General features: G+C 57.6%; 22 protein-coding genes and 4 tRNA genes. 15 read left to right on the top strand and 11 right to left on the bottom strand.

The features are described 5' to 3' along the window. Positions 1 to 5: 5 nt before the first annotated feature. From ACYQ3S_RS01145 to ACYQ3S_RS01130, 4 genes are all read right to left on the bottom strand, one after another. Positions 6 to 1,337 carry an MATE family efflux transporter gene (locus ACYQ3S_RS01145; protein WP_459686932.1) on the bottom strand — a complete coding sequence of 444 codons (1,332 nt, stop codon included), beginning with the start codon at positions 1,335 to 1,337 and terminating at the stop codon, positions 6 to 8. Positions 1,338 to 1,342: 5 nt separating this feature from the next. After that, entirely contained in the window at positions 1,343 to 1,813 is a 471-nt protein-coding gene (locus ACYQ3S_RS01140; RefSeq protein WP_459686931.1) for a MarR family winged helix-turn-helix transcriptional regulator, read from the bottom strand. Between the two features lie 161 nt (positions 1,814 to 1,974). Further along, complete coding sequence (locus ACYQ3S_RS01135; protein WP_459686930.1) at positions 1,975 to 2,301, bottom strand: PTS lactose/cellobiose transporter subunit IIA; 327 nt, start codon at positions 2,299 to 2,301, stop codon at positions 1,975 to 1,977. After that, positions 2,302 to 2,604 (bottom strand): PTS sugar transporter subunit IIB, encoded by a 303-nt coding sequence (locus tag ACYQ3S_RS01130; protein ID WP_459686929.1) that lies wholly within the window; start codon positions 2,602 to 2,604, stop codon positions 2,302 to 2,304. 84 nt (positions 2,605 to 2,688) lie between these two features. Here ACYQ3S_RS01130 and ACYQ3S_RS01125 point away from each other — a divergent pair, with 84 nt between their 5' ends. The 7 genes from ACYQ3S_RS01125 to ACYQ3S_RS01095 all read left to right on the top strand — a co-directional run bounded on the left by ACYQ3S_RS01125 (position 2,689) and on the right by ACYQ3S_RS01095 (position 11,146). Beyond that, positions 2,689 to 3,408 (top strand): MurR/RpiR family transcriptional regulator, encoded by a 720-nt coding sequence (locus tag ACYQ3S_RS01125; protein WP_459686928.1) that lies wholly within the window; start codon positions 2,689 to 2,691, stop codon positions 3,406 to 3,408. A 210-nt stretch (positions 3,409 to 3,618) separates the two neighbouring features. Beyond that, the gene (locus ACYQ3S_RS01120) at positions 3,619 to 5,022 is read left to right on the top strand and encodes a family 4 glycosyl hydrolase (RefSeq protein ID WP_459686927.1); all 1,404 of its coding nucleotides are present in this window, start codon (positions 3,619 to 3,621) and stop codon (positions 5,020 to 5,022) included. Positions 5,023 to 5,053: 31 nt separating this feature from the next. Further along, positions 5,054 to 6,352, top strand: a complete 1,299-nt coding sequence (locus tag ACYQ3S_RS01115) for a PTS sugar transporter subunit IIC (protein WP_459686926.1) — start codon at positions 5,054 to 5,056, stop codon at positions 6,350 to 6,352. Position 6,353: 1 nt separating this feature from the next. Then, positions 6,354 to 7,139: an HAD family hydrolase gene (locus ACYQ3S_RS01110; RefSeq protein ID WP_459686925.1), complete on the top strand. Its 786-nt coding sequence runs from the start codon at positions 6,354 to 6,356 to the stop codon at positions 7,137 to 7,139. Beyond that, positions 7,136 to 7,678, top strand: coding sequence for an RDD family protein (locus ACYQ3S_RS01105; RefSeq protein ID WP_459686924.1), 543 nt, complete (start codon positions 7,136 to 7,138; stop codon positions 7,676 to 7,678). The genes ACYQ3S_RS01110 and ACYQ3S_RS01105 overlap by 4 nt, the downstream gene beginning before the upstream one ends. Positions 7,679 to 7,804: 126 nt before the next feature. After that, positions 7,805 to 9,457 carry a glutamate--tRNA ligase gene (gltX, locus tag ACYQ3S_RS01100; RefSeq protein ID WP_459686923.1) on the top strand — a complete coding sequence of 551 codons (1,653 nt, stop codon included), beginning with the start codon at positions 7,805 to 7,807 and terminating at the stop codon, positions 9,455 to 9,457. Positions 9,458 to 9,487: 30 nt separating this feature from the next. Next, positions 9,488 to 11,146, top strand: a complete 1,659-nt coding sequence (locus ACYQ3S_RS01095) for a glutamine--tRNA ligase/YqeY domain fusion protein (RefSeq protein ID WP_459686947.1) — start codon at positions 9,488 to 9,490, stop codon at positions 11,144 to 11,146. A 43-nt stretch (positions 11,147 to 11,189) separates the two neighbouring features. Here ACYQ3S_RS01095 and ACYQ3S_RS01090 read toward each other — a convergent pair whose 3' ends face one another. The 7 genes from ACYQ3S_RS01090 to ACYQ3S_RS01060 form a co-directional block, all read right to left on the bottom strand. After that, positions 11,190 to 11,567 (bottom strand): hypothetical protein, encoded by a 378-nt coding sequence (locus ACYQ3S_RS01090; RefSeq protein WP_459686922.1) that lies wholly within the window; start codon positions 11,565 to 11,567, stop codon positions 11,190 to 11,192. 13 nt (positions 11,568 to 11,580) lie between these two features. Then, positions 11,581 to 12,903, bottom strand: a complete 1,323-nt coding sequence (locus ACYQ3S_RS01085; RefSeq protein ID WP_459686921.1) for a replication-associated recombination protein A — start codon at positions 12,901 to 12,903, stop codon at positions 11,581 to 11,583. A gap of 172 nt (positions 12,904 to 13,075) precedes the next feature. Continuing rightward, entirely contained in the window at positions 13,076 to 14,371 is a 1,296-nt protein-coding gene (locus tag ACYQ3S_RS01080; RefSeq protein WP_459686920.1) for a hypothetical protein, read from the bottom strand. 25 nt (positions 14,372 to 14,396) lie between these two features. Then, on the bottom strand, positions 14,397 to 14,921 hold the full coding sequence (locus tag ACYQ3S_RS01075) for an RNA polymerase sigma factor (RefSeq protein WP_459686919.1): 525 nt from the start codon (positions 14,919 to 14,921) through the stop codon (positions 14,397 to 14,399). Between the two features lie 110 nt (positions 14,922 to 15,031). Next, positions 15,032 to 15,691 (bottom strand): hypothetical protein, encoded by a 660-nt coding sequence (locus ACYQ3S_RS01070; protein ID WP_459686918.1) that lies wholly within the window; start codon positions 15,689 to 15,691, stop codon positions 15,032 to 15,034. A 6-nt stretch (positions 15,692 to 15,697) separates the two neighbouring features. Further along, the gene (locus ACYQ3S_RS01065) at positions 15,698 to 16,390 is read right to left on the bottom strand and encodes a hypothetical protein (RefSeq protein ID WP_459686917.1); all 693 of its coding nucleotides are present in this window, start codon (positions 16,388 to 16,390) and stop codon (positions 15,698 to 15,700) included. Between the two features lie 103 nt (positions 16,391 to 16,493). After that, entirely contained in the window at positions 16,494 to 17,735 is a 1,242-nt protein-coding gene (locus ACYQ3S_RS01060; protein ID WP_459686916.1) for a 6-phosphofructokinase, read from the bottom strand. 254 nt (positions 17,736 to 17,989) lie between these two features. Here ACYQ3S_RS01060 and fba point away from each other — a divergent pair, with 254 nt between their 5' ends. The 8 genes from fba to ACYQ3S_RS01020 all read left to right on the top strand — a co-directional run bounded on the left by fba (position 17,990) and on the right by ACYQ3S_RS01020 (position 21,507). Further along, the gene (gene fba, locus ACYQ3S_RS01055) at positions 17,990 to 18,958 is read left to right on the top strand and encodes a class II fructose-1,6-bisphosphate aldolase (protein ID WP_054326044.1); all 969 of its coding nucleotides are present in this window, start codon (positions 17,990 to 17,992) and stop codon (positions 18,956 to 18,958) included. Positions 18,959 to 19,141: 183 nt separating this feature from the next. Continuing rightward, positions 19,142 to 19,438 carry a YerC/YecD family TrpR-related protein gene (locus tag ACYQ3S_RS01050; RefSeq protein ID WP_054326081.1) on the top strand — a complete coding sequence of 99 codons (297 nt, stop codon included), beginning with the start codon at positions 19,142 to 19,144 and terminating at the stop codon, positions 19,436 to 19,438. Beyond that, positions 19,431 to 20,171 (top strand): class I SAM-dependent DNA methyltransferase, encoded by a 741-nt coding sequence (locus ACYQ3S_RS01045; RefSeq protein ID WP_459686915.1) that lies wholly within the window; start codon positions 19,431 to 19,433, stop codon positions 20,169 to 20,171. The genes ACYQ3S_RS01050 and ACYQ3S_RS01045 overlap by 8 nt, the downstream gene beginning before the upstream one ends. A 6-nt stretch (positions 20,172 to 20,177) precedes the next feature. Continuing rightward, positions 20,178 to 21,059 (top strand): Hsp33 family molecular chaperone HslO, encoded by an 882-nt coding sequence (gene hslO, locus ACYQ3S_RS01040; protein WP_459686914.1) that lies wholly within the window; start codon positions 20,178 to 20,180, stop codon positions 21,057 to 21,059. A gap of 84 nt (positions 21,060 to 21,143) precedes the next feature. After that, positions 21,144 to 21,220 (top strand) — tRNA-Asp (locus ACYQ3S_RS01035). Positions 21,221 to 21,252: 32 nt separating this feature from the next. Next, positions 21,253 to 21,328: transfer RNA gene (locus ACYQ3S_RS01030), tRNA-Phe, on the top strand. 7 nt (positions 21,329 to 21,335) lie between these two features. Continuing rightward, a tRNA-Gly gene (locus ACYQ3S_RS01025) sits at positions 21,336 to 21,411 on the top strand. Positions 21,412 to 21,433: 22 nt separating this feature from the next. Then, positions 21,434 to 21,507: transfer RNA gene (locus tag ACYQ3S_RS01020), tRNA-Cys, on the top strand. Positions 21,508 to 21,625 lie beyond the last annotated feature (118 nt).

Below are 21,625 nucleotides of genomic sequence, written 5' to 3'. Positions count from 1 at the left end.
CTGCCTTACAGGTAATGGTATTTGTGCCGCTGCATCATGAAAAAGCCCACGGCAATGCAGGCGCCGAGCGCCTCAGCGGCGATGACCGAGGTCCATACGCCGTCCAGGCCGAGCCAGACTGGCATGAGGAGAACCAGGCCGCCGCGCAGTACCAGGGAGCGCATGAACGAGATAAATGCGGAAATGACACCGTTGGAGAGCGCGGTAAAAAACGCGGAGGCGTAGATATTGACGCCGCAGAAAAAGTAACAGAGCGCAAACAGGCGGAAGCCGTGTACCGTCATATCGAGCAGGTCGGCGTCGTACCCCACAAAGGCAAAGGACAGGGGGCGGCTGAGCAGTTCGGAAACCAGCACCATGACGACCGAAGTGACCGCGATGATGGCGATGCTTTTGCGGAAAACATTTTTCAGCTCGCTGTGGTTGGCGGCGCCGTAATGATAGCTGACGATTGGCGCGCTGCCGACCGAAAAGCCGAGGAAGGCAGCGATAAAGACGAAATCCACATACATCATGACCGAATGCGCCGCCACGCCCGCCTCGCCGATGATCCGCATGAGCTGGATATTGAACAGGATACCCACGATGGAGGCGGAGATATTGCTCATTAGCTCGGAGGAGCCGTTGGTACAGGTATGCAGGAACTCCTTGGGATAAAACTGCGTTTTGGACAGACACAGGCGGTCGGGAGACGCACGGAAAAAGTAGACCAGCGGGATCAAGCCGCCGACACAGTATCCTGCCACCGTGGCCAGCGCCGCGCCTACAACGCCCATCTGGAAAACGGCGATAAACACATAGTCGAGCACCATGTTGGTTATGCCGGCCGAGATGGACAGCACAAGCCCCATTTGCGGCTTTTCCGCAACGACCAAAAAGCTTTGGAACGAAACCTGCAGCATAAACGCTGCGTTGCCGAGCATCATGATGCGGCCGTATGCAATACAATCGTCCATCAGCAGGTCGCTGGCGCCGGACAGCCGCGCGATCGGCTCAATAAAAATCGCGCAGGCGACGGACAGGATTACGCCCAGAATGATTACGCTGTAAATAATCATGGAGAAATAGCGGTTGGCCAGTTCACGGTCGCCCTCGCCCAGCGTGCGCGCCACGATCGCGCTGCCGCCCGTGCCGAGCATGAATCCGGCCGCGCCGATGATCATGGTGGCGGGGAAAATAATATTGACCGCGGAAAGCGCCAGATCCCCTACAAGATTGGAAACAAAAAGTCCGTCGACCACGCTGTAAATGGAAGCGACGATCATCATGACGATGGATGGAAGGGTGAAGCGCAGCAGCTTTCGGTAACTGAAGTGATCGGAAAGTCTGATTTGCATAAAAATTATCCTCCAAAAGATTTTCCGGATAAAAGCCTGCCAGCCTCCTCGCGCAGCAGGTTCAGGTGTTTTTGCCCAAGGGATAGGATCGCGGCGCGCTCGGACGCCGAAAGACGGAGAAAAGCCCGCTCCTCCATCTTGAACACATTATCGACCGTGCGCCTGGCGAGCGCAAGACCGGCTTCGGTCAAATAGATATTTTTGTTTCGGCGGTTACCGGACGCACATTCCAGACGGATATAACCATCCGCTTCCAGAGATTTGAGCGCGGAGTTGACGGTCTGTTTGCTGAGATAGAGCGTATTGCACAGCTCGGTCTGGGTGAGGGGGCGGTCCTCTTCCCGCAGCACATAGAGGATCCAACTCACGCTTTCGGAAATACCGTAATGCCTGGAAAGCAGACGGTAAAGCTGATTGCTTTCCTTTTGCAGACCGTTATAGATCCGGCTGAATTCCGGATAAGAAATCGAGTCCATAGGGCAAGCTCCTTTCATGTCCGAAATCGGACTGTTTGCAGTATAGTCCGATTTCGGATAATTGTCAAGGAAATTTTTCAAGTTTTTGCAGGCGAAAATAAAAAGCAGCCTTTCCGCACGAATAAGTACGGAAAGGCTGCTTTTTGTTTAACGGGTAGGTCTTATTTCTGAAGGCGCCGGTACAGCTCAATCAACTGCTCGGCAAGGATGCGGGTGGATTCCGCCATGGCAAGCTGATCCTCTGCATGAACCAGCGTCAGGCGGGTCAGCAGACCGTTTTCGCTGTTGACCTCTTCCTGGATCAGATCAAAATGGGCGTTGTGCGCCTGCAGGTATTCTTCGTTTCCCCGTTCGACAGAGGCCTCGGCCTGAGGGAAATCGCCGCTTTTTGCGTACTCGACCGCTTCGAGGAAATCGCTTTTCGCCGCGCCGCTGAATGAGATGAGCTGGAAACAGGCCTGCTCAAGCTGCTCCTGTGTGATTGCCATTTACTTGTCTCCCATGTGCTTTTTGATATCGTTATAAACCTTTTTGCCGTCCATCGTGCCGTAAGCCATCATATCGATGACCTCGACCGGCTTGCCCTCCGCCATTTCCGCGATGCGGTTCTTGAGATAGCGGACCTGCGGCCCGAGCAGGATGATGTCGGCCTTGCCGACGTGCTCGCGCGCCTTAATTTCGCTGGCGGCCCATACGGTCATTTCGCAGCCGTCCTCCTTGGCGGCGGCCGCGATCCGGTCGCACAGCATGCCGGTCGACATGCCCTGCGAGCAAAGCAGTAATACGTTCATAAATGAAAAGCCTCCTCTGTTATTTTTCGACACAATATGTTATACTGATAAGAACAGCAGAATAATGAAATGGGGGTGCTGTTGATGAATTTAATCGATTTGTCCAAACGGCATTTGCTCAACGAAACCGAGCATAGGGTGCTGGAGCAGATACTTGACGCGGTGGAGCATGATACGAAAATCAATATCCGTTCGGTCGCGCAGCAGTCTTATGTGTCCACGACAACGGTTATCAAGCTTTCCAAAAAGCTGGGATACCAGGGCTACAGCGATATGATCTATTCTCTCCGCCGCCATGCGGAGGAGGAGCGGAATGCCGCGGCCGGAATCGACCTGACAAGCATTTTGGAAACCGTGGATGAGGCGCGCATTGAAGCCTTTGCAAATGAGATTCTGCGCTGTCGGAACAACTGCATTTTTATCGTGGGGCTTGGCTTTTCAACGATCGCCTCGTCGTACTTTATGCGCCGGTTGGCGACGCTGGGCATTCTTGCGTACGACGGCGCGCCGGTCGATATGATGCGGGGCGGGGACCAGCCCAGCCTGACGCTGATTCTGTCCAAAAGCGGGGAAACGCGCGACCTGGTGGACATAGCCCTTCATGCGCAGACCCTGCAGCACAAGCTGTATACCATCACGGCGCACGGGGATTCCACGCTGGGACGCATGAGCGACAACTGCCTGGTGATCCGAACCGGAGGGTCGGTAGCGTATAACGTTCCTGATTTCTTTATCGGGCGGACGATCATCCTGTTCGAATATATCCTGTCCCGTCTGGTGGATCGGCTGCAGCAGGAAAGCTGACCAATATGACTGCTATTTCTATTTTAACAGGCCGGAGCGCGGGCTGCAACCGCGGCGGAAAAATCGGAAACATGTTTTTTATACAGTTGACAAATTTTTTATTCATTTGAAATACTTGAAAAAAAGTCCGTATTCTTTATGCTTAAAGACATAAGGGAATACGGGCTTTTTGCGCCCTAATATAAGGATATAAAAGGAGGAGTGGCTGTCATGAAGCAGTTTTCGATTGTGATCGCAGGCGGCGGCAGCACCTATACGCCGGATATGCTGGAGATGCTTTGCCTGGTGCGGGAGCATTTTCCGCTTCGCCGGGTCGTGCTGTATGACAACGACGCGGAAAGGCAGGAGCATATCGGCCGTTTTGGCGAAATACTTTACCGCGAATACTATCCGGAGGCTGAATTCGTCTATACAACAGACGAGGAAACCGCGTTTACGGATATTGACTTTGCGTTGGTGCAGATTCGGCCGGGCGGCTTGAAAATGCGTGAAATGGATGAAAAAATCCCGCTGAAATACGGCGTGATCGGCCAGGAAACCTGCGGCCCCGGCGGTTTTGCCTACGGGATGCGCTCGGTGCCTGCGATGATCGAGCTGGTGCGCGCGATCCGCCGCTGGTCGCCGGAGGCATGGATCCTCAATTACTCCAATCCGGCCGCCATTGTCGCGGAGGCGACCAAGCGCGTTTTTCCGGATGATTTCCGCCTGATCAACATTTGCGATATGCCGATCTCGATCATGGATATTTTCTGCCCGCTGGCCGGCGGGCGCAAGCGAACCGATGTGGAACCGCGTTATTATGGACTCAACCATTTCGGCTGGTTTACCGCCATGTATGACAAAAAAACGGGCGAGGATGTGCTGCCGGAGATACTGGAAAAGCTCAAGCGCGGCAACTGCGACGATGAGCTTGGTTTTTCCGGCAAAAACGACGCCTACTGGAATTTCACGTTCAAGCATCTGGAAAAAATGGTGCAGGATTTTCCGCACTCTCTGCCGAATACCTATATGCAATACTATTTGTATCCGCAGACCATGGTTTCGCATACCAATCCCAACTATACCCGTGCGAACACTGTTATGGACGGGCGGGAAAAGCGCGTAAAGGCGTACTGTGACGAAATCGTGTCCCTGGGGAAGATACGCGGCACAAAATTTGACCTGGATCAGAAATACAGCGCAGGTTCGCATAAAAATGCAGACGGCGAATTTGAATCCGCGACGATCGCGCACAATGACGCGCATGCGACCTATATTGTGGAACTGGCGATGAGCATTGCCTATAACCAGAACGAGGTATTCCTGCTGATGGTTGAGAACAACGGCATTGTCCCCAACCTGTCGGATGGGATGATGCTGGAGGTCGCCTGCCGCGTGGGGGCGCGGGGCGGCGAGCCGTTGCGGATACAGCCTGCGGGGACTTTCGAAAAGGGCCTGCTGGAAGGGCAGTACGCCTATGAAAAGCTGACGGTGGACGCGGCGCTCGAAGGCTCTTACCAAAAGGCGCTGCAGGCGCTTGTCGTCAACCGCACGGTGGTGGATACCGATCTGGCGCGCAGGATTTTGGACGAATATATCGCGGTCAACGGGGAGCATTTCCCTGTTTTGAAATAGATATAAACCAGAAAACCAAGGGGGAACAAAAATGAGTAAAATGACGGGATTTATGGAGACGCATCTGATGCCGCTGTCGCAGAAGCTCTCCAGCAACAAGTATCTGGTCGCGCTGCGCGACGGCCTGATGCTTTCCATGCCGCTGCTGATTATTGGATCGATCGCCATTGTCATCGGCGACTTCCCAGTGCAGGCCTTCCATGATTTCATGGCCTCTATCGTGGGCGACGTATGGTATTCCTGGTGCTGGGATATGGTCAATCCGGCGACGATGGGCCTGGTAGCCCTGTTTGCGGTGGTCGGCGTATCGCACAGCCTCGCGTCAGAGGAGGAGGTCGAGCCGTTGCCCGCGGTTGCGATCTCGATTGCGGCCTACTTCCTGCTGCTGCAGCAAATGGAGGAGGGCGGCTACGCCGCGTCGAGCTTTGAATCGGGCGGCCTGTTTACCGCCATGCTCACCGCGCTGCTGGCGACCAAGCTGTATGCGGTGCTGCTGAAAAAGAATGTGAAGATCAAGATGCCCGCCACGGTGCCGAGCTTCGTGTCCCGACAGTTTGAGGCGCTTATTCCGGCAACGGTGGTCGTTATTCTGTTCCTGATTATCCGCCTGATCTTTGCTGCGACGCCGTTCGGCACTGTGACGAACTTCATCGTGACCATGATCCAGATGCCGCTGACCGATATCGGTACGACGCTGATCGGCACGCTGTTTATTACCATACTGAACTCTATCCTGTGGTTCTTCGGCATCCACGGCACGGCGGTCATCGACTCGTTCATGGGTCCGCTGTGGTATGCGGCGCGCTTTGCCAACCTGGATGTGTTTGAGGCGTCTGCAACGGCTGCGCGCCAGTATATCGTGACGCAGGACTTCGCAAACCACATCATCTTCCTGGGCGGCACGGGCAATACGGTATCGCTGGCAGCGATCATGGCGTTCAAGTGCCGCTCCAAGCGCATCAAGTCGCTGGGTAAGCTCAGCCTGCTGCCGGGTATTTTTAACGTCAACGAGCCGGTTATCTTCGGTCTGCCGATGGTGCTCAACCCGATGATGGCCCTCCCGTTCTTCATTGTGCCGCCTGTCACCGTGCTGATTTCTTTCTGCGCCATGTATTTCGGCCTGGTGCCGTATCCGACGGGCGTGACCGTGCCGTGGACGCTGCCTGCGCCGTTCGGAGGCTGGATGATGTGCAACGACTGGCGCGGCGGCGTGCTGCAGCTGGTGGTGCTGCTGATCGGCGGTCTGATCTATTACCCGTTCATCACGGCGCTGGATAAGCAGTATTTGAAGGAAGAACAGGCTGCGCCGGCCGAGGAGATCGGGGAATAATATGCACGCGGTGCTGTTTGCCAGCGATTTTGACGGCACCCTGTCCCATGGACAGGAGATCGACGCGCAGACCTTGGCCGCGGTCAGCCGGTTCCGTCAAAAAGGCGGGCGCTTCGGCATATGCAGCGGGCGGGACCCGGGAACCCTGAAAGACGAGCTTTCCCAGCATGGGCTGGCCTGCGATTTCCTCATCCTGATGAACGGCGCGCGGATAGAGGCGGGCGCGGACTGCCTGCAGGAAAAGCTGCTTTCCGGCTGGGAGAAGGCCTTGCCACTGCTGCGGGAGCGGTGCCTGTTCTTCACGATACTCGGCAGGGAAGAAGCGTATATGTTCCGCAGCGGCAAAGAGCGCACCGCAGAGGTATCCGCAGGGGAGCAGGCCTACATAGATGCGATCGGGCGGGTGTACGCCATGCGCCGGTGTGCGGAGGAGCTGGCGGCGGTCTATCAGATCAGCTGCCGCACACAGGACGGCCGCGCGGCGGTCGCGCTGGCGGATGCGCTGCACAGGCTCGGCCTGTCCGCCTGGCCGAACTGCGAATATGTGGATGTCGTGCCGGAGGGCGTAGGCAAAGCGCCGGCTGTTGCGGCGGTTGCCGCGCATTTCGGCGTTGCGCCCGGGCAGGTCTATACGGCGGGGGATGGACGGAACGATATGGAGATGCTGTCCCGTTTCCGCGGCTTTGCCATGTCCAGTGCGGAGGAATGCGTTCAGCAGGCCGCCTCATGGACGGTGAAAACTGTAGGGGAAGCGCTGGAACAGGTTTGCGGGGAGGCGTTTGCATGAAAACCAATGCAGTCGGGCCGTTTCGGCGGCTGGCCGCTTACGCGGTGGACTGGTATTTGGCGACGATGGCATGCGGCGCGCCGCTCCTGCTCGTCAATTCCATGCGTACCGGTTCCACGGCAATCGACACCTCTATCCCAGACGGCGCTGCCGGCTGGCTTTGGGGAACGGTCGCGCTCCTGCTGGGCGTGTTGTACTATTGGCTGATTCCGCTTCTCTGGAATGGACGGACGCCGGGAAAACGGCTGTTCCGTCTGCGCATTGTGCGCGCAGGGAGTGCGGGCAGGGTGGGCGCGGGTGCGCTCGCCCTGCGGCAGATCGTTGGAATTTTGCTGGTGGAGGGCGCGGTCGCGTTCCCCAGTCAGCTACTGCGGGAACTGATCGCCCGCGCGGCGGGTGACAGCGTCGCGAACGCGCTGCGGATCGCGATGGTGGCGGTGACGATCGTTTCGATCATGCTGGGCATGTATACGCCGAGCAGGCGTATGCTGCATGACCGGCTTTCCGGCACCAGCGAAATCTTCGAGGAAAAGGAATAAGGAAAAGCAGCCGGCAGGTTCCGGCTGCTTTTTATATGGTTTTTGCATTGCATGAGAACGTCCGGTGTGATAAAATAATCATAATCTGGGCAATTATACCCTTGCAGGAATATTGGAGTGAATATCATGGACTATCATCTGTTGGCGGAACGCCTGTTTCCGCATATCCATACCACGCCGGAGGAGATCGAGGCGCGCTACCCGAAGCGCCAGCTTCCCGAGGGCGCGAAGGTGACCCGCATGGGGCCAAGCCCCACGGGCTTCATGCACCTGGGCAACCTGTACGGCGCGCTGGTGGACGAGCGCCTGGCGCACCAGTCGGGCGGCGTGTTCTACCTGCGCATTGAGGATACAGACAAAAAGCGCGAGGTAGAGGGCGGCGTGCAGACCATCATCGAGGCGTTCTCCTCGTTCGGCCTGCCGTTCGACGAGGGCGCGTCGCTCGACGGCGACAACGGTGTTTACGGCCCCTACCGCCAGTCCCAGCGCGCAGAGATCTACCAGACCTTTGTCAAGTCGCTCGTGGAGCGCGGCATGGCCTACCCGTGCTTCTGCACTGAGGAAGAGCTGGCCGCGGCGCACGCCGCGCAGGAAGCGAACAAGGAAAACTTCGGTTACTACGGCAAATATGCCGTGTGGCGCGACCGGTCGATGGAAGAAATCGAGGCCGAACTGAACAAGGGTACGCCCTATGTGGTGCGCTTCCGTTCGGAGGGCAGCATTGAAAACAAGGTCCGTCATGAGGATCTGGTCAAGGGTAAGATGGAGGTCACGGAGAACGATCAGGACGTGGTTATCCTCAAGTCGGACGGTATCCCGACCTATCATTTCGCGCATGTGGTGGACGACCACCTGATGGGTACGACGGTCGTTGTGCGCGGCGAGGAGTGGCTCGCAACCCTGCCGGTACACCTGCAGTTGTTCCGTGCTATGGGCTGGAAAGCGCCCAAGTACGCGCACACCGCACAGTTGATGAAGATCGACCCCGAGACCGGCGGCAAGCGCAAGCTGTCCAAGCGCAAGGACCCTGAGCTTGCGCTCACGTTCTACGCGCAGGAGGGCTATCCGGTACCCGCGGTGCTGGAATACCTGATGACGCTTTTAAATTCCAATTTCGAGGAGTGGCGGCGCGCCAATCCGGACGCGCCGATGAACGACTTCCCGTTCTCGACCAAGAAGATGAGCGGCTCGGGGGCGCTGTTCGATATCGAAAAGCTGCGCGATGTGTCCAAAAACGTTATCTCCCGCATGGATGCGGATACCGTGTACGGTTATATCACGGACTGGAGCGCGGCAAACGATCCCGCGTTCCACGCGCTGCTCACGCGCGATCCGGCGCGCTCCAAGGCGTACCTCGCGATCGGCCGCGGCGGCAAAAAGCCGCGCAAGGACCTGGCGCTCTGGTCGGACGCCAAGGGTTATATGGACTTTATGTTCGACGAGCTGTTCCAGCCGGACTACACCATGCCCGAGCGCGTGTCTGCGGAGGACGCTAAGGCCATCCTGACCGACTTCGCGGCCGTGTTTGACGAGAGCGACACGCCGGACGGCTTTTTTGAAAAAATGAAGCAGATCGCGTCCCAGCACGGTTATGCGGCGGACACCAAGGCGTACAAAGCCGACCCATCCGCCTACAAGGGCGCGGTGGGCGACGTGTCCATGGTGGTGCGCGTGGCGGTTGCCGGACGGCAGAACGCGCCCGATCTGCAGACGGTCATGGGCATTATGGGGCGCGAAAAGGTACTCGAACGCCTGAAAAAATGTGCGGATGCGCTTTGATCCGCTTTTGGGGGAATTAATAACGCTATGATGGAAAACGTAAGTAACTTTCTGACCGAGATCATTGACGCAGACCTGGAGGCGGGGCTGAACGAGCAGATCCATACCCGCTTCCCGCCCGAGCCGAACGGCTATCTGCATATCGGTTCGGCCAAGGCAATCTTTATCAACTGGTCGATCTCGAAAAAGTATAACGGCAAATTCAACCTCCGTTATGACGACACCAATCCGGTCAAGGAGGACACCGAGTATGTGGACTCCATCTGGGAGGATATCAAATGGCTGACCGGCGAGGAGCCCACGGGCGGCGTGTTCTATGGCTCGGATTATTTTGAAACCTGCTACGACTGCGCGGTGGCGCTCATCAAGGCCGGCAAGGCTTATGTGGACGACCTGACGCAGGAGGAGATGCGCAGCTACCGCGGCTCGCTGACCGTGCCTGGCAAGCCCAGCCCCTACCGCGACCGTCCGGTGGAGGAGAATCTGCAGCTGTTCGCGGATATGCGCGCGGGCAAGTTTGCGGATGGTTCCAAAACGCTGCGCGCCAAAATCGATATGGCCAGCCCGAACATGAACCTGCGCGATCCGGCGATTTACCGTATCGTGCGGGCGCACCACCACCGTCAGGGGGATAAGTGGTGTATCTATCCGCTGTATGACTTTGCCCACCCGATTCAGGATGCGATCGAGGGTATCACGCATTCGCTTTGCTCAATCGAGTTTGAAAACCACCGCCCACTGTACGAGTGGGTCGTGGACAACTGCCCGCTGCCGCATCATCCCAAGCAGCGCGAGTTCGCCCGCCTGAACATGACGCATACGGTCATGAGCAAGCGCTACCTGCGCCAGCTTGTGTTCGAGCACCATGTGGAGGGGTGGGACGACCCGCGTATGCCCACCCTGTGCGCGCTGCGCCGCCGCGGCTACACGCCGAGCGCCATCCTGGATTTCGTCCAGCGCGCGGGCGTGGCCAAGGCGGATTCACTGGTGGATATCAAGCTGCTGGAGCACTGCATCCGTGAGGAACTGAACGACACCGCGCTGCGCCGCATGGCGGTCACCGAGCCGGTCAAGCTGGTTATCACCAACTATCCGGCGAACCAGTGCGAGGAATTTGAGGTGCCGAACAACCCGCGCGACGAGGCCGCGGGTACGCGCAAGGTGCCGTTCACGCGCGAGCTGTATATCGAAAAGAGCGACTTTGCCGAGGTGCCGCCCCCGAAGTTCCAGCGCTTAAAGCCGGACGGCGAGGTGCGCCTGATGGGCGCGTATATTGTGAGATGCAACGAGGTTGTCAAGGACGGGAACGGCGAGATCGTCGAGATCCGCTGCACCGCCGACCTTGAGACTGGGAACGGGATGCCCGCGGACGGCCGCAAGGTCAAGGGTACGATCCATTGGGTGTCGGCCGCGCATGCGGTCGATGCGGACCTGTACCTGTACGATAACCTGCTGACGATCGAGAACGCGAACGACCTGCCTGAGGGGAAAGACTATCTGGATTACCTCAATCCGGACTCCCTCAAAAAGCTGACCGGCTGCAAGCTCGAGCCCGCTCTCGCGGACGCGAAGGAGGGCGAGCGCTTCCAGTTCGTCCGCATGGGCTATTATGTCAAGGATCGGGAGTCAGGGCGGTTTAACCGCATTGTCACTCTCAAGGACAGCTTCGCCAAGACGCTGCAAAAGTAAAAAAGCAGGCGGCGGGAAATTCCCGCCGCCTGTTTATTGTACTTCAGACCCGCTGCCATTCCTCGGCCGCAGTATGCCTTTGATAGACAGGGTAATAGCTGTGACCGCCGCCGTAGGTGAAAATTGTGTCGCATTCTGCGGGCAGGGAAATGGTAAAAGTATCCCGTGCTCCATTTGGATTGTTCAGGCCGTAGGTGGAGTAAAAGGTCAGATACAGCCCGTCGTCACGCGTATCGATGCGGCAGTCGCGTACATAGCCCACACTGGAAACCACCGATACGCGGACGGTTGCCGTGCCGTCGGGCGACACGGTTAACTCTGTCGGGATTGCGCTGGAAAGCGGGGAGCTGGTGGAGGGGAGCGCGACGCAGAGCAGCGTCGCAGCCAGCAGGAAAATACAGGGGAACAGGCGTTTTCGCATGAGGGAGCTCCTTTCATTTCGCGCGGTGCTGCCGCTTCCATTCCTTGATTTGTTCCAGACGGGCCTTGTATTTGGCTTCCAGCCCCTGCTCGGTCGGGCGGTAGTATTCCCGCCCCGCAAGCGAATCCGGCAGGCATTGCATATCGGTCAGCTTATCGGCGGCGTCATGGGCGTATTGGTAGCCCTTGCCGTAATCCAGTTCTTTCATCAGGCGGGTGGGCGCGTTGCGGATGACCAACGGAACCGGTTCGCTGAGCTGGGTAAGCGCGTCCTTTTTCGCGCTTTCATAGGCCATATACAATGCGTTTGACTTGGGCGCGAGTGACAGATACACCACCGCATGCGTCAGGTGGACCGAGCATTCCGGCATGCCGATAAAATGGCACGCCTGATAAGCCGCGACCGCGACCTCGAGTGCGCGGGAATCCGCCAGGCCGATATCCTCACTAGCAAAGCGGGTCACACGGCGCGCGATATAGAGCGGGTCCTCGCCCGCTTCGAGCATGCGCGCAAGCCAGTAGACCGCCGCGTCCGGATCGGAGTTGCGCATGGACTTATGCAGCGCGGAGATCAGGTTATAATGCTCCTCGCCGGTTTTGTCGTACAGCAGCGATTTTTTGGAGATACACTGCGCAAGCGTTTCGGGTGTTACCGTGACCGTGCCATCCGCCTCGTCGCCGTTCAGCACGACCATTTCGAGCGTGGAAAGCGCGCAGCGCGCGTCGCCGTTGGCGAAATTCGCGATCGCCTCCAGCATGTCGGGCGCAATGTGGATTTTCTGCCCGCCGAAGCCGCGCGGGTCGGTAAGCGCGCGGGAGAGCAGGGAAGTAAGGTCGTCCGTCCCCAATGCCTGCAAAACGAACACCTTGCAGCGGGATAAAAGCGCGCCGTTGACCTCAAAGGATGGGTTTTCGGTCGTCGCTCCGATCAGGATGATGCTGCCTTTTTCGACAAAGGGCAGGAACGCATCCTGCTGTGCCTTGTTAAAGCGATGTATCTCGTCCACGAATACGATCGTGCGCTCTCCGAAACGGCGGTTGTCCTCTGTCTGCTGCATGACCTGCTTGATTTCCTTGATACCGCTGGTGACTGCGGAAAAGTCGATGAACGACGCCCGGGTATGGTTCGCGATGATGCGCGCGAGCGTGGTTTTGCCCACGCCGGGCGGTCCCCAGAAGATCATCGAACTGATGCGGTCGCTTTCAATCAGGCGGCGCAGCACCTTGCCCGACCCAAGCAGGTGGGACTGTCCGGCGAATTCGGAGAGCTCCTGCGGCCGCAGCCGTGCTGCGAGCGGACGGGTGTCGTCCCCGCCGAAAAGTGTCTGCTGCTCCATAGCGCGCCTCCTTTCCGTTTGGTGATGATTTCGTAGTACTGCCACCTGGCATGCGGGGGTGCATTGCCTGACATGCCGGACGTTCTGTGGCTATTATACCACCGAACAAATGTTCCTGCAAGGAGGACGCAAAAAATCCCCTCTGAAAAGAGGGGATTTTTTTACAACAGGCTTACTGCAGGGGAACGGTCACTCCGTCAAAATTGAGGGAAGCGATGCTGGCAGGGTCGATCGGCTTGTCAAACAGCCATTGGTCGATCGCGTGGCCGGCCCCGCTGCTGCCGTTCCAATCGTCGACGCACCAGCCGCCTTCAATACAGTTGTTCGTCAGATAGAGCTTTTCACCGTCCCTGGTCATGGCAAAGGTCGGGCGGTACCCTAAAATTGTCCCTTCGCTGGAGGAGAGCGCGTAGAAGCCGATTTCAGAGACGCGAATCTCCTCCACCAAAGCGCCGCCTACCTGCACGTTGGGATAGTAGGTGATCTCTTCGACCGGCCGGATAGTGATATCCGCGGACCATTCGCCGGTGACCGCGGGCAGGACCAGCAATGTGCCGGCTAAATCGTCAAAGGCAACGTCGCCCAGATCCGAGGGGGACACGCTGAAAGACATATCCTGATACCAGATCCCGTTTTCCTCAAACATACTGTTGCCAAGCTCCTGGTTATAGACAGCGTGGTCCTTTTCCCCTGAAATGCTGCGCGCGGTCGTGATCAGGTAGCTGTCTTCCCGATTCGCGGCGCCGAGGAAAGCCAATTGCAAATGAAGGCGTCCGTCGCTGGCAAAGCCAAAGGAGGACACACGGACAGAATCGGTATGCTCCAGCGGGGCAACCGTTTGCTCAGGGACCAGGACGAGCGAACCGTCAGGGGCGGTGGTGCTGGCTAACGTCTGCGCCGTTACCAGCTCCATCGGCACTGTCACGTCAGAAACCTTCTGCCGGGGCTGGAACCGGTCAAAGCAGATGGAGACGGGGACGCTTTCCGTAACGCCATAGCCGGTGCTGAAAAATTCGATCAGTGCGGTGTGGGTTTCTTCATCATACGAGATGACCTGCGGCCGGCTGAACAGCGACATGCCTAAATTTGGGATGTCGGCGACATATCCGTTAATATCCATATCCGCGCTCAACCGGTCGCCCGTCTTGTCCTGCACCTCTGCCCAGATGCGGACATAGGTGCTGCTGGAGAGCGCGGAAACCGGCCGCACTTCGATACCGTCGTACTCCATAGCGATGCCGGTGAGGCTCTGGCTCTGTCCCGCGAAGCTGCCGAGCGCGTTTTGCAGCGCCGCGCGGAGCGCGGGGACAGCGGCGGCGAACGCCGAAAAGGTCAGAAGCGCCGCCAGAACAGCGGCCGTCAGGATGCGGCCGGTCGTCCAGCGCAGGGCCTTTCCGCGGCGGGGCCGGACGCCGCGCAGGATTTGGGCGCGCCGTTCGGGTGAAAGTGTGACATTTGCCATGGTCATATCAAGATCCCTCCTCATATTGCGCTTATTCATCATAGTACCATCCTTTCAGGCTCTCGCGCAGCTTGCTTCGCGCACGGGACAGGCGGGCGGTGACGGTCGAAATATCCACATGAAGGATCTCGGCGATCTCGCGCGCTTTAAGTTCCTGATAATAGTGCAGGATGATGACTTCACGGTAAGGGCGGGAAAGTGCCAGAATGGCGCGGGGCAGGGTATCGTCCACCTGAGGGTCATCTGCGGGGGCGAACAGCGCGTCCAGCTCTTCGGCGGGCGCGCGGCGGCGCTTCCAGGGGGAGCGCAGGTAGCTTTTGCATACGTTGATGGCGATACGGGTGATCCAGGTCGTTTCGCTGCCCCCGCCGTGGAATTGTCCGGCGCCGCGCCACGCCTTGAGCATGGTCTCCTGTACTGCGTCCTCGGCCAAATGCACGTCTTTCAGATAAAGCGTACACAGGCGCAGCAGCCGGTCGCCCCAGTCATCGAGCAGGCGCGCAAAACCGTCCTCGTCCTGCAGATACGAGGGGGCGTTGCTTTCGACAGCTTCCACAGCGGCTCCACATCCTTTCCAATCATTTGACGCGCGAAAGGAGCGGATTACTGCAAGAAAAAGGAGACTTTTTTGAAAAGCCTCCTGAAAGCGGAAAAACAGTAACGCGGTCATAGCAGGCAAGTCTCGACCGCCGCATCGGGTGCGAGTGTGCAGACATAGCCGGAAAGCCGTTCCAGCGCGTCCCGCAGCAACTCCGGCGGCGTGTCCGGCGTGCCGAAAACAGGATAAAACACATGCAGGCTTTCCGGACAGGCACAGGTGCGCGTATCCGCACCCGCGATCATGCTGAAGATGATCCCGCTGCGGTCGCGGCCGCACAGGTCGCCGGGATAGGTGTGCGTGCTGTCGCTGCGCATGCCGGCAAACGGCAGCTTGGCGTCAGGAGAGAACAGGGTGAGAGGGCCGTCCATACGGTCGATATCATGCGTGCCGGACAGGACAAACGTACACAGTTCGAGCAGGAACGGGACCTCGGTGATCGGGTTGACCTCCGGAAACGGGCGTCCCTTGAACAGGACGGATTCAAACTGCTGCATAACCGGATAGGTTTTCCGGAATTTCCGGAAAAAACGGAAATAGGGGTTTTCCCCAAAGACCGCCTTGCGGTCGTAATCCGCATAACGGGCCTTGCATGCGGAAAGCTCTTTTTCAGCAAGCGCGCGGAATGCGGCTTCCTCCCATTCGCGCCGCGCGGGATAAACGACCTCGGCAATGCCGAAAGGGATGCCGCGCGCGGAAAAGGAGGCGTCTTGTATCATGTCTATCATGTCAGATCACCTTGCTGGATGAAGATATGCAGGGGCGTCGTAGCTGACTGGCGCGCCGGTCAAAACGTCGTAATAGTACCAGCGGTCGCCGTCCGCGAAAAAGTAAACGCCGAGCGGATTCTGCGACCGGTCGCCGGTGATGCGGCCGATAAAGCGCCCGCCCTCCGCTTCGCCGATGGGGGTGATCGCCTTTACGGTGACGGGATGCAGCACGGCGAGGAATACTAAGGAAGTGAGCAGAAGAGGGAGGAAAAAGATCATCAGAAAAACAGCGGCACTGTGCAGAGGGGAGCGCGCTTTGCGAGGGGGAGAGGGGGAACGGAACCGGCTGTGCCGGTAGAGCACGAACGCCGCCCATAAAACAAGAAGCCCTGCCAGCCACCAAAACCATACGTTATACAGAAAATAATTGATGCCATACTGTCCGGCCTCCCAAACGGCAATATAAGCAACCGCGGTACAGAGCAGCAGGAGTAGCGCCTGCTTCCAACGCGGCATTTCTGTTTGTTCCTTTTTGTCCGCGGGATCGGTGAGCGAAGCTTCAAGCAGGATGACGCCTCCATATACCCAGAAGTATATCGAGGTTACATGAAGTGCGTCATCATAAGCGAAATACGACCAGCTCAGCAGGCCGCAGGCGGACAGGTAGCAAAGCACTGCCAGTCCGATGAAAACCGGTATGGGAAGCGTTTTTTTCATCGCTGCTTCACCTCCAAAGACAAACGGGCAGAGCCTTGCGGCTCCGCCCGTTGTTTTTCAGCCGCGCCGCAAGGCGCGCGTATTACGATAGGATTAAGCTGCCTCAGGCCTCCGCCTTTACCTTCTTCAGGTTGGCAAAGCGCGGCAGACCGTTCACCTTGGGGCCGACGTTCTCGCCCACGATCAGCGGCATTGCGTAATCGATGAACTTCTGCGTTACGCCGTTGCCTTCCTCGTTGATCCAGTCGCGCGGCACCTTCTTTTCGGTGTTCGCAACCTCGGACAGCGGCAGAAGCGCGATCTCGCACTTGTAGCCGTTCTCGTCGCGGGTACACTGGAAGCCCGGCATATAGTCGGTCTTGCCCGCTACCGCGTTTTCAACCGCAGCCTTGCCCGCCATATAGGACTCGTCCACGTCGGTCTTGGAAGCGCAGTGCGCCGCGCAGCGCTGCAGCAGGGACAGCTCGATGCCGCGGACCTTGCAGCCAAGCTCGTTCTTGACCGTATCGGCCAGCATGGAGGCCAGGCCGCCAAGCTGCGCGTGGCCGAAGCCGTCGGTCGCGGAGGTCTTTGCCTCGGATACGAAAGAGCCGTCCGCATAGTGGATGCCTTCGGAAACCGCGACCAGGCAGTTGCCCTTCTCTTCATAAATGCGCTTGACGTCGGCCAGGAACTTCTTCATGTCAAAGTCGGTCTCCGGCAGGTAGACCAGATCCGGACCCGCGCCCATAGCGGTAGCCAGACCGGCCGCACCGGCCAGCCAGCCGGCGTGGCGGCCCATGATCTCGACGATGCAGACCATGCCGGTGTCATACACGCGCGCATCCTGGTAGATTTCCATGCAGGAGGTGGCGATATACTTGGCGGCGGAAGCAAAGCCCGGGCAGTGGTCGGTGCCGAACAGGTCGTTGTCGATCGTCTTCGGGATGCCCATGACGCGGCACTCATAGCCGGACTTCATCATATACTTGGAAACCTTGTTGCAGGTATCCATCGAATCGTTGCCGCCGTTATAGAAGAAATAACGGATGTCGTACTTCTTGAAGATTTCGAGGATGCGCTTGTAATCGGTGTCGTCCACGTCAGGATCAGCCAGCTTGTAGCGGCAGGAGCCGAGGGCGGAGGACGGGGTGTAGCGCAGGAGCGCCAGCTCCTCGCGGTCTTCCTTATCGATATCGTACAGTTCGTCGTTCAGCAGGCCCTTGATACCGTGCGCCATGCCGAAGACACGGGTGATGGACGGGTTATCCAACGCGGTTTCCAGCGCACCCAGAACGGAAGAGTTGATGACCGAAGTCGGGCCGCCCGACTGGCCGATGACGCAAGCGCCTTTCAGTTCACTCATAATGATATACCTCCTAACAAAGTTGAGAATCAGGGCGCAATACTCTGCATTCTCTTTCATTATAAAGGGTATCATAAAAAAGCAATAAAATCAATGCAAATCCGAATTTTTTGGACAGTCTGCCGGACACGGGAACGGCAAGCAATTTTTGGCTGGTTTTTTGTGCGCCGGACTTGATTTTATGAATGTACCCTGCTAAAATAAAGGAAGAATTCAGCTTAGGCTAATTTGTTTGTTAGGAAAGGAAGTTTACCATGCCATTAGTTACTACTGCTGAGATGTTTAAGAAGGCCTATGACGGCGGCTACGCTGTCGGCGCTTTCAACGTGAACAACATGGAAATTGTTCAGGGCATCACCGAGGCCTGCCAGGAGCAGAAAGCCCCTGTTGTTCTGCAGGTTTCCAAGGGCGCGCGCGCTTATGCGAACCACACCTACCTCGTCAAGATGGTAGAGGCTGCGGTTATTGAGTGTCCGGACGTCCCGATCGCGCTGCACCTTGACCACGGTCCGGACTTTGAGACCTGCAAGGCCTGCATCGACGGCGGCTTTACCTCGGTTATGATCGACGCCAGCAGCAAGCCGTTTGATGAGAACGTTGAGATCACCAAGAAGGTCGTTGAATATGCGCATGCGCACGGCGTTGTCGTAGAGGCTGAGCTGGGTACGCTGGCCGGCGTTGAGGACGACGTTAAGGTGTCCGCGGAAGATTCCTCCTACACCCATCCGGAAGAGGTAGAGGAGTTCGTCACCCGCACTGGCTGTGACTCGCTGGCAATTGCGATCGGCACCAGCCACGGCGCTTATAAGTTCACGCCCGACCAGTGTACCCGCAACGAGCAGGGCATCCTGGTTCCGCCCCCGCTGCGCTTCGACGTTCTGGAAGAGGTATCCAAGCGCCTGCCGGGCTTCCCGATCGTTCTCCACGGTTCCTCCTCGGTTCCGCAGGATTTCGTCCAGATGATCAACGCGCACGGCGGCAAGATGCCGGATGCGATCGGCATTCCGGAAGAGGAGCTGCGCCATGCCGCACAGCTTTCCGTCTGCAAGATCAATATCGATTCTGATATCCGTCTGGCGATCACCGCTACCATCCGCGAGTATTTTGACGCGCATCCGGATCACTTCGATCCCCGCCAGTACCTCAAGCCTGCGCGCCAGGCTGTCAAGGACATGGTCACCCACAAGCTGATCAACGTTCTGGGCTGCAACGGCAAGGCGTAAGTTGTAAATTGCAATAAAAACAAGGCCGCATCCGTCAAGGATGCGGCCTGTTTTTCGTTTGGGGCGGCCTGTGAAGCGGTCAGGAGGGGCGGTTCGCTTTTTTCATACTTTACACTATGAAAGCGCTGTGCTATAATAAAATACATCATAATGAGAAAGATTTTTCGAAAGGAGGAAATGGGGTTGAACCGAAAATTGAAGGACGAGGATATGGATATCCTTTTTCGGGGGATTTTGAAGCTCAAAACGGTAGAGGAATGCTACGACTTCTTTGAGGACCTGTGTACGATCGCGGAATTGCGCGCGATGGTGCAGCGCTTCCAGGTGGCGCGCATGCTGGATGAGGGGCGCATTTACAGCGACATTGTGCAGGAAACCGGCGCATCCACGGCGACGATCAGCCGCGTCAATAAATGCCTGGTGTATGGCTCGGATGGCTACCGCAGAATGCTGGACCGCCTGAAAGAAGACCATGAATAGTTATCAAACCCTGTCGGCATATTACGACCGGTTTACCGATGACGTGGGCTATGCGCGCTGGGCGGATTTTTTTGAGCGCCTGTTCGCGCGCGAAGGGATGCAGCCGAAGCTGGTGCTCGACCTGGCCTGCGGCACGGGAAGCCTGACCGGCATACTCGCCCGGCGCGGCTATGAGATGATCGGGGTGGATGCGTCGCCCGATATGCTGATGCAGGCCATGCAGAATACGATGGACTGCGATCCCAGGCCGCTGTTTCTCAATCAACGGATGGAGGCGCTTGACCTGTATGGCACGGTGGACGTATGCCTGTGCTGCCTGGACAGCGTTAATTATGTGACCGAGCCGGAAACGTTACAGCAGGCGTTCGATCGGGTGCATCTTTTTCTCGAACCGGGGAGCGGCCTTTTTGTGTTCGATATCAACACGCCGGAAAAGTTCGCGCGCATGGACGGAAACTGCTATGTGCGGGAGGACGAGGATGTGTTCTGCGTATGGCAGGCCGCGGTGGAGGACGGATTATGTGCCTATCAGTTCGATATTTTCGAGCGCAGCGGGGAAAGTTGGACGCGCGCGCAGGAAACGCATGAGGAGCGCATCTATACGGCTGAAACGCTGACCGCGATGCTGGAACGGGCCGGTTTCAGCGAAATCAAAATCTATGGGGATCAGGAATTTGCGCCGGTTCGCGGCGGCGAAGACCGGATCTATTTTACAGCACGAAAGAGAGATTAAAAATTTATGAGCGATTTATTACTCCGCGCGCTTGCTCGCGACGCGGGTATTCAAATTTCCGCAGCCCGAACGACCGGTCTGGTCGAACGCGCGCGGCAGATTCACAGCGCAACGCCGCTGGCGACCGCCGCGCTTGGGCGTACGCTGACCGCGACTGCGATCATGGGCAGCCAGATCAAGGTGCCGGACGGCTCCGTGACCGTACAGGTCAAAGGAAACGGTCCGCTGGGCGCAATTGTTTGCGTGGGCGATGCGGATGGGTATGTGCGCGGCTATCTGCAGGACCCGTCGGCCGACCTGCCGCTGCGGGCGGATGGGAAGCTGGATGTAGGCGGCGGTGTGGGCCGCGGCTACCTGATGGTTATTAAGGATATCGGGCTGAAGGATCCGGTCACAGGGACGGTCGCGCTGGTAAACGGCGAGATCGCAGAGGATCTGACGCGTTATTTTGCGGAGAGCGAGCAGATTCCCTCTGCTTGCGCGCTGGGCGTGCTGGTGAATACCGACCGGACGGTCAAGTGTGCGGGCGGCTGGCTGGTGCAGCTGATGCCGGGCGTGCAGGACAAGGATATCGACCGGCTGGAGGCCAACCTTGCCAAGCTCCAGCCCATGACCGCCATGCTCGAACAGGGGATGACCCTGGAGGAGATCGTACAGGCGGTGCTCGATGGATTTGATGTGGATTTTCTGCAGACCGATGCGATCGGCTACCGCTGTGCCTGCAGTCGGGAAAAGGTCGAGCGTGCGCTGATCAGTATGGGGAAAAAGGAGCTGTCCCAAATGGCGGCGGAGCAGGAAAAAAGCGAAGTGACCTGTCAGTTCTGCGATAAGATATATACTTTCAGCCGCGGGGAATTGCAGCAGCTTTTAGCGCACGCAGAAAAATGAAAAAATAGTCAAAAAACTGTTGACATTTTGCGTAATCTTCGATATAATAAATCTCGCCGCTGATAAGTACGGCGGCGGCGATTCGGCCCGGTAGCTCAGTTGGTTAGAGCGCCAGCCTGTCACGCTGGAGGCCGTGGGTTCAAGTCCCATCCGGGTCGCCATTTCTTCAGCCAGTTCCGGCTGAAGAAGATTTGCCTCTGTAGCTCAGTCGGTAGAGCAGGGGACTGAAAATCCCCGTGTCGGTGGTTCGATTCCGCCCGGAGGCACCATTTATATGCGGCTGTAGCTCATCTGGTAGAGCGCCACCTTGCCAAGGTGGAGGTAGCGAGTTCGAGCCTCGTCAGCCGCTCCATTACAATCCTTAATACCGGAATGGTACCATAGCCAAGCGGTAAGGCGTGGGACTGCAACTCCCTGATCCCCAGTTCGATTCTGGGTGGTACCTCCAAATGAAAAAAGAGACGCCTTGGGGCGTCTCTTTTTTTGCATCCGTAAGAAAAGCGAAATCTTAATAAAATCTCAAGAATTTTATAACGGAAATCAACAGAAAGCTTTGATAAGATAAA

This window comes from Agathobaculum sp. TL06, assembly GCF_054658635.1.
This window is presented reverse-complemented; position numbering and strand designations above follow the sequence as displayed.

Coding starts and splice junctions, on each gene's coding strand:
- ACYQ3S_RS01070 (WP_459686918.1), bottom strand. CDS start 15,691: ATGATAGACATGATACAAGACGCCTCCTTTTCCGCGCGCGGCATCCCT.
- ACYQ3S_RS01085 (WP_459686921.1), bottom strand. CDS start 12,903: ATGGAGCAGCAGACACTTTTCGGCGGGGACGACACCCGTCCGCTCGCA.
- ACYQ3S_RS01135 (WP_459686930.1), bottom strand. CDS start 2,301: ATGGCAATCACACAGGAGCAGCTTGAGCAGGCCTGTTTCCAGCTCATC.
- ACYQ3S_RS01145 (WP_459686932.1), bottom strand. CDS start 1,337: ATGCAAATCAGACTTTCCGATCACTTCAGTTACCGAAAGCTGCTGCGC.
- gltX (WP_459686923.1), top strand. CDS start 7,805: ATGGACTATCATCTGTTGGCGGAACGCCTGTTTCCGCATATCCATACC.
- ACYQ3S_RS01120 (WP_459686927.1), top strand. CDS start 3,619: ATGAAGCAGTTTTCGATTGTGATCGCAGGCGGCGGCAGCACCTATACG.
- fba (WP_054326044.1), top strand. CDS start 17,990: ATGCCATTAGTTACTACTGCTGAGATGTTTAAGAAGGCCTATGACGGC.
- ACYQ3S_RS01130 (WP_459686929.1), bottom strand. CDS start 2,604: ATGAACGTATTACTGCTTTGCTCGCAGGGCATGTCGACCGGCATGCTG.
- ACYQ3S_RS01065 (WP_459686917.1), bottom strand. CDS start 16,390: ATGAAAAAAACGCTTCCCATACCGGTTTTCATCGGACTGGCAGTGCTT.
- ACYQ3S_RS01110 (WP_459686925.1), top strand. CDS start 6,354: ATGCACGCGGTGCTGTTTGCCAGCGATTTTGACGGCACCCTGTCCCAT.
- ACYQ3S_RS01140 (WP_459686931.1), bottom strand. CDS start 1,813: ATGGACTCGATTTCTTATCCGGAATTCAGCCGGATCTATAACGGTCTG.
- ACYQ3S_RS01125 (WP_459686928.1), top strand. CDS start 2,689: ATGAATTTAATCGATTTGTCCAAACGGCATTTGCTCAACGAAACCGAG.
- ACYQ3S_RS01095 (WP_459686947.1), top strand. CDS start 9,488: ATGGAAAACGTAAGTAACTTTCTGACCGAGATCATTGACGCAGACCTG.
- ACYQ3S_RS01080 (WP_459686920.1), bottom strand. CDS start 14,371: ATGACCATGGCAAATGTCACACTTTCACCCGAACGGCGCGCCCAAATC.
- ACYQ3S_RS01060 (WP_459686916.1), bottom strand. CDS start 17,735: ATGAGTGAACTGAAAGGCGCTTGCGTCATCGGCCAGTCGGGCGGCCCG.
- ACYQ3S_RS01115 (WP_459686926.1), top strand. CDS start 5,054: ATGAGTAAAATGACGGGATTTATGGAGACGCATCTGATGCCGCTGTCG.
- ACYQ3S_RS01045 (WP_459686915.1), top strand. CDS start 19,431: ATGAATAGTTATCAAACCCTGTCGGCATATTACGACCGGTTTACCGAT.
- ACYQ3S_RS01090 (WP_459686922.1), bottom strand. CDS start 11,567: ATGCGAAAACGCCTGTTCCCCTGTATTTTCCTGCTGGCTGCGACGCTG.
- ACYQ3S_RS01105 (WP_459686924.1), top strand. CDS start 7,136: ATGAAAACCAATGCAGTCGGGCCGTTTCGGCGGCTGGCCGCTTACGCG.
- hslO (WP_459686914.1), top strand. CDS start 20,178: ATGAGCGATTTATTACTCCGCGCGCTTGCTCGCGACGCGGGTATTCAA.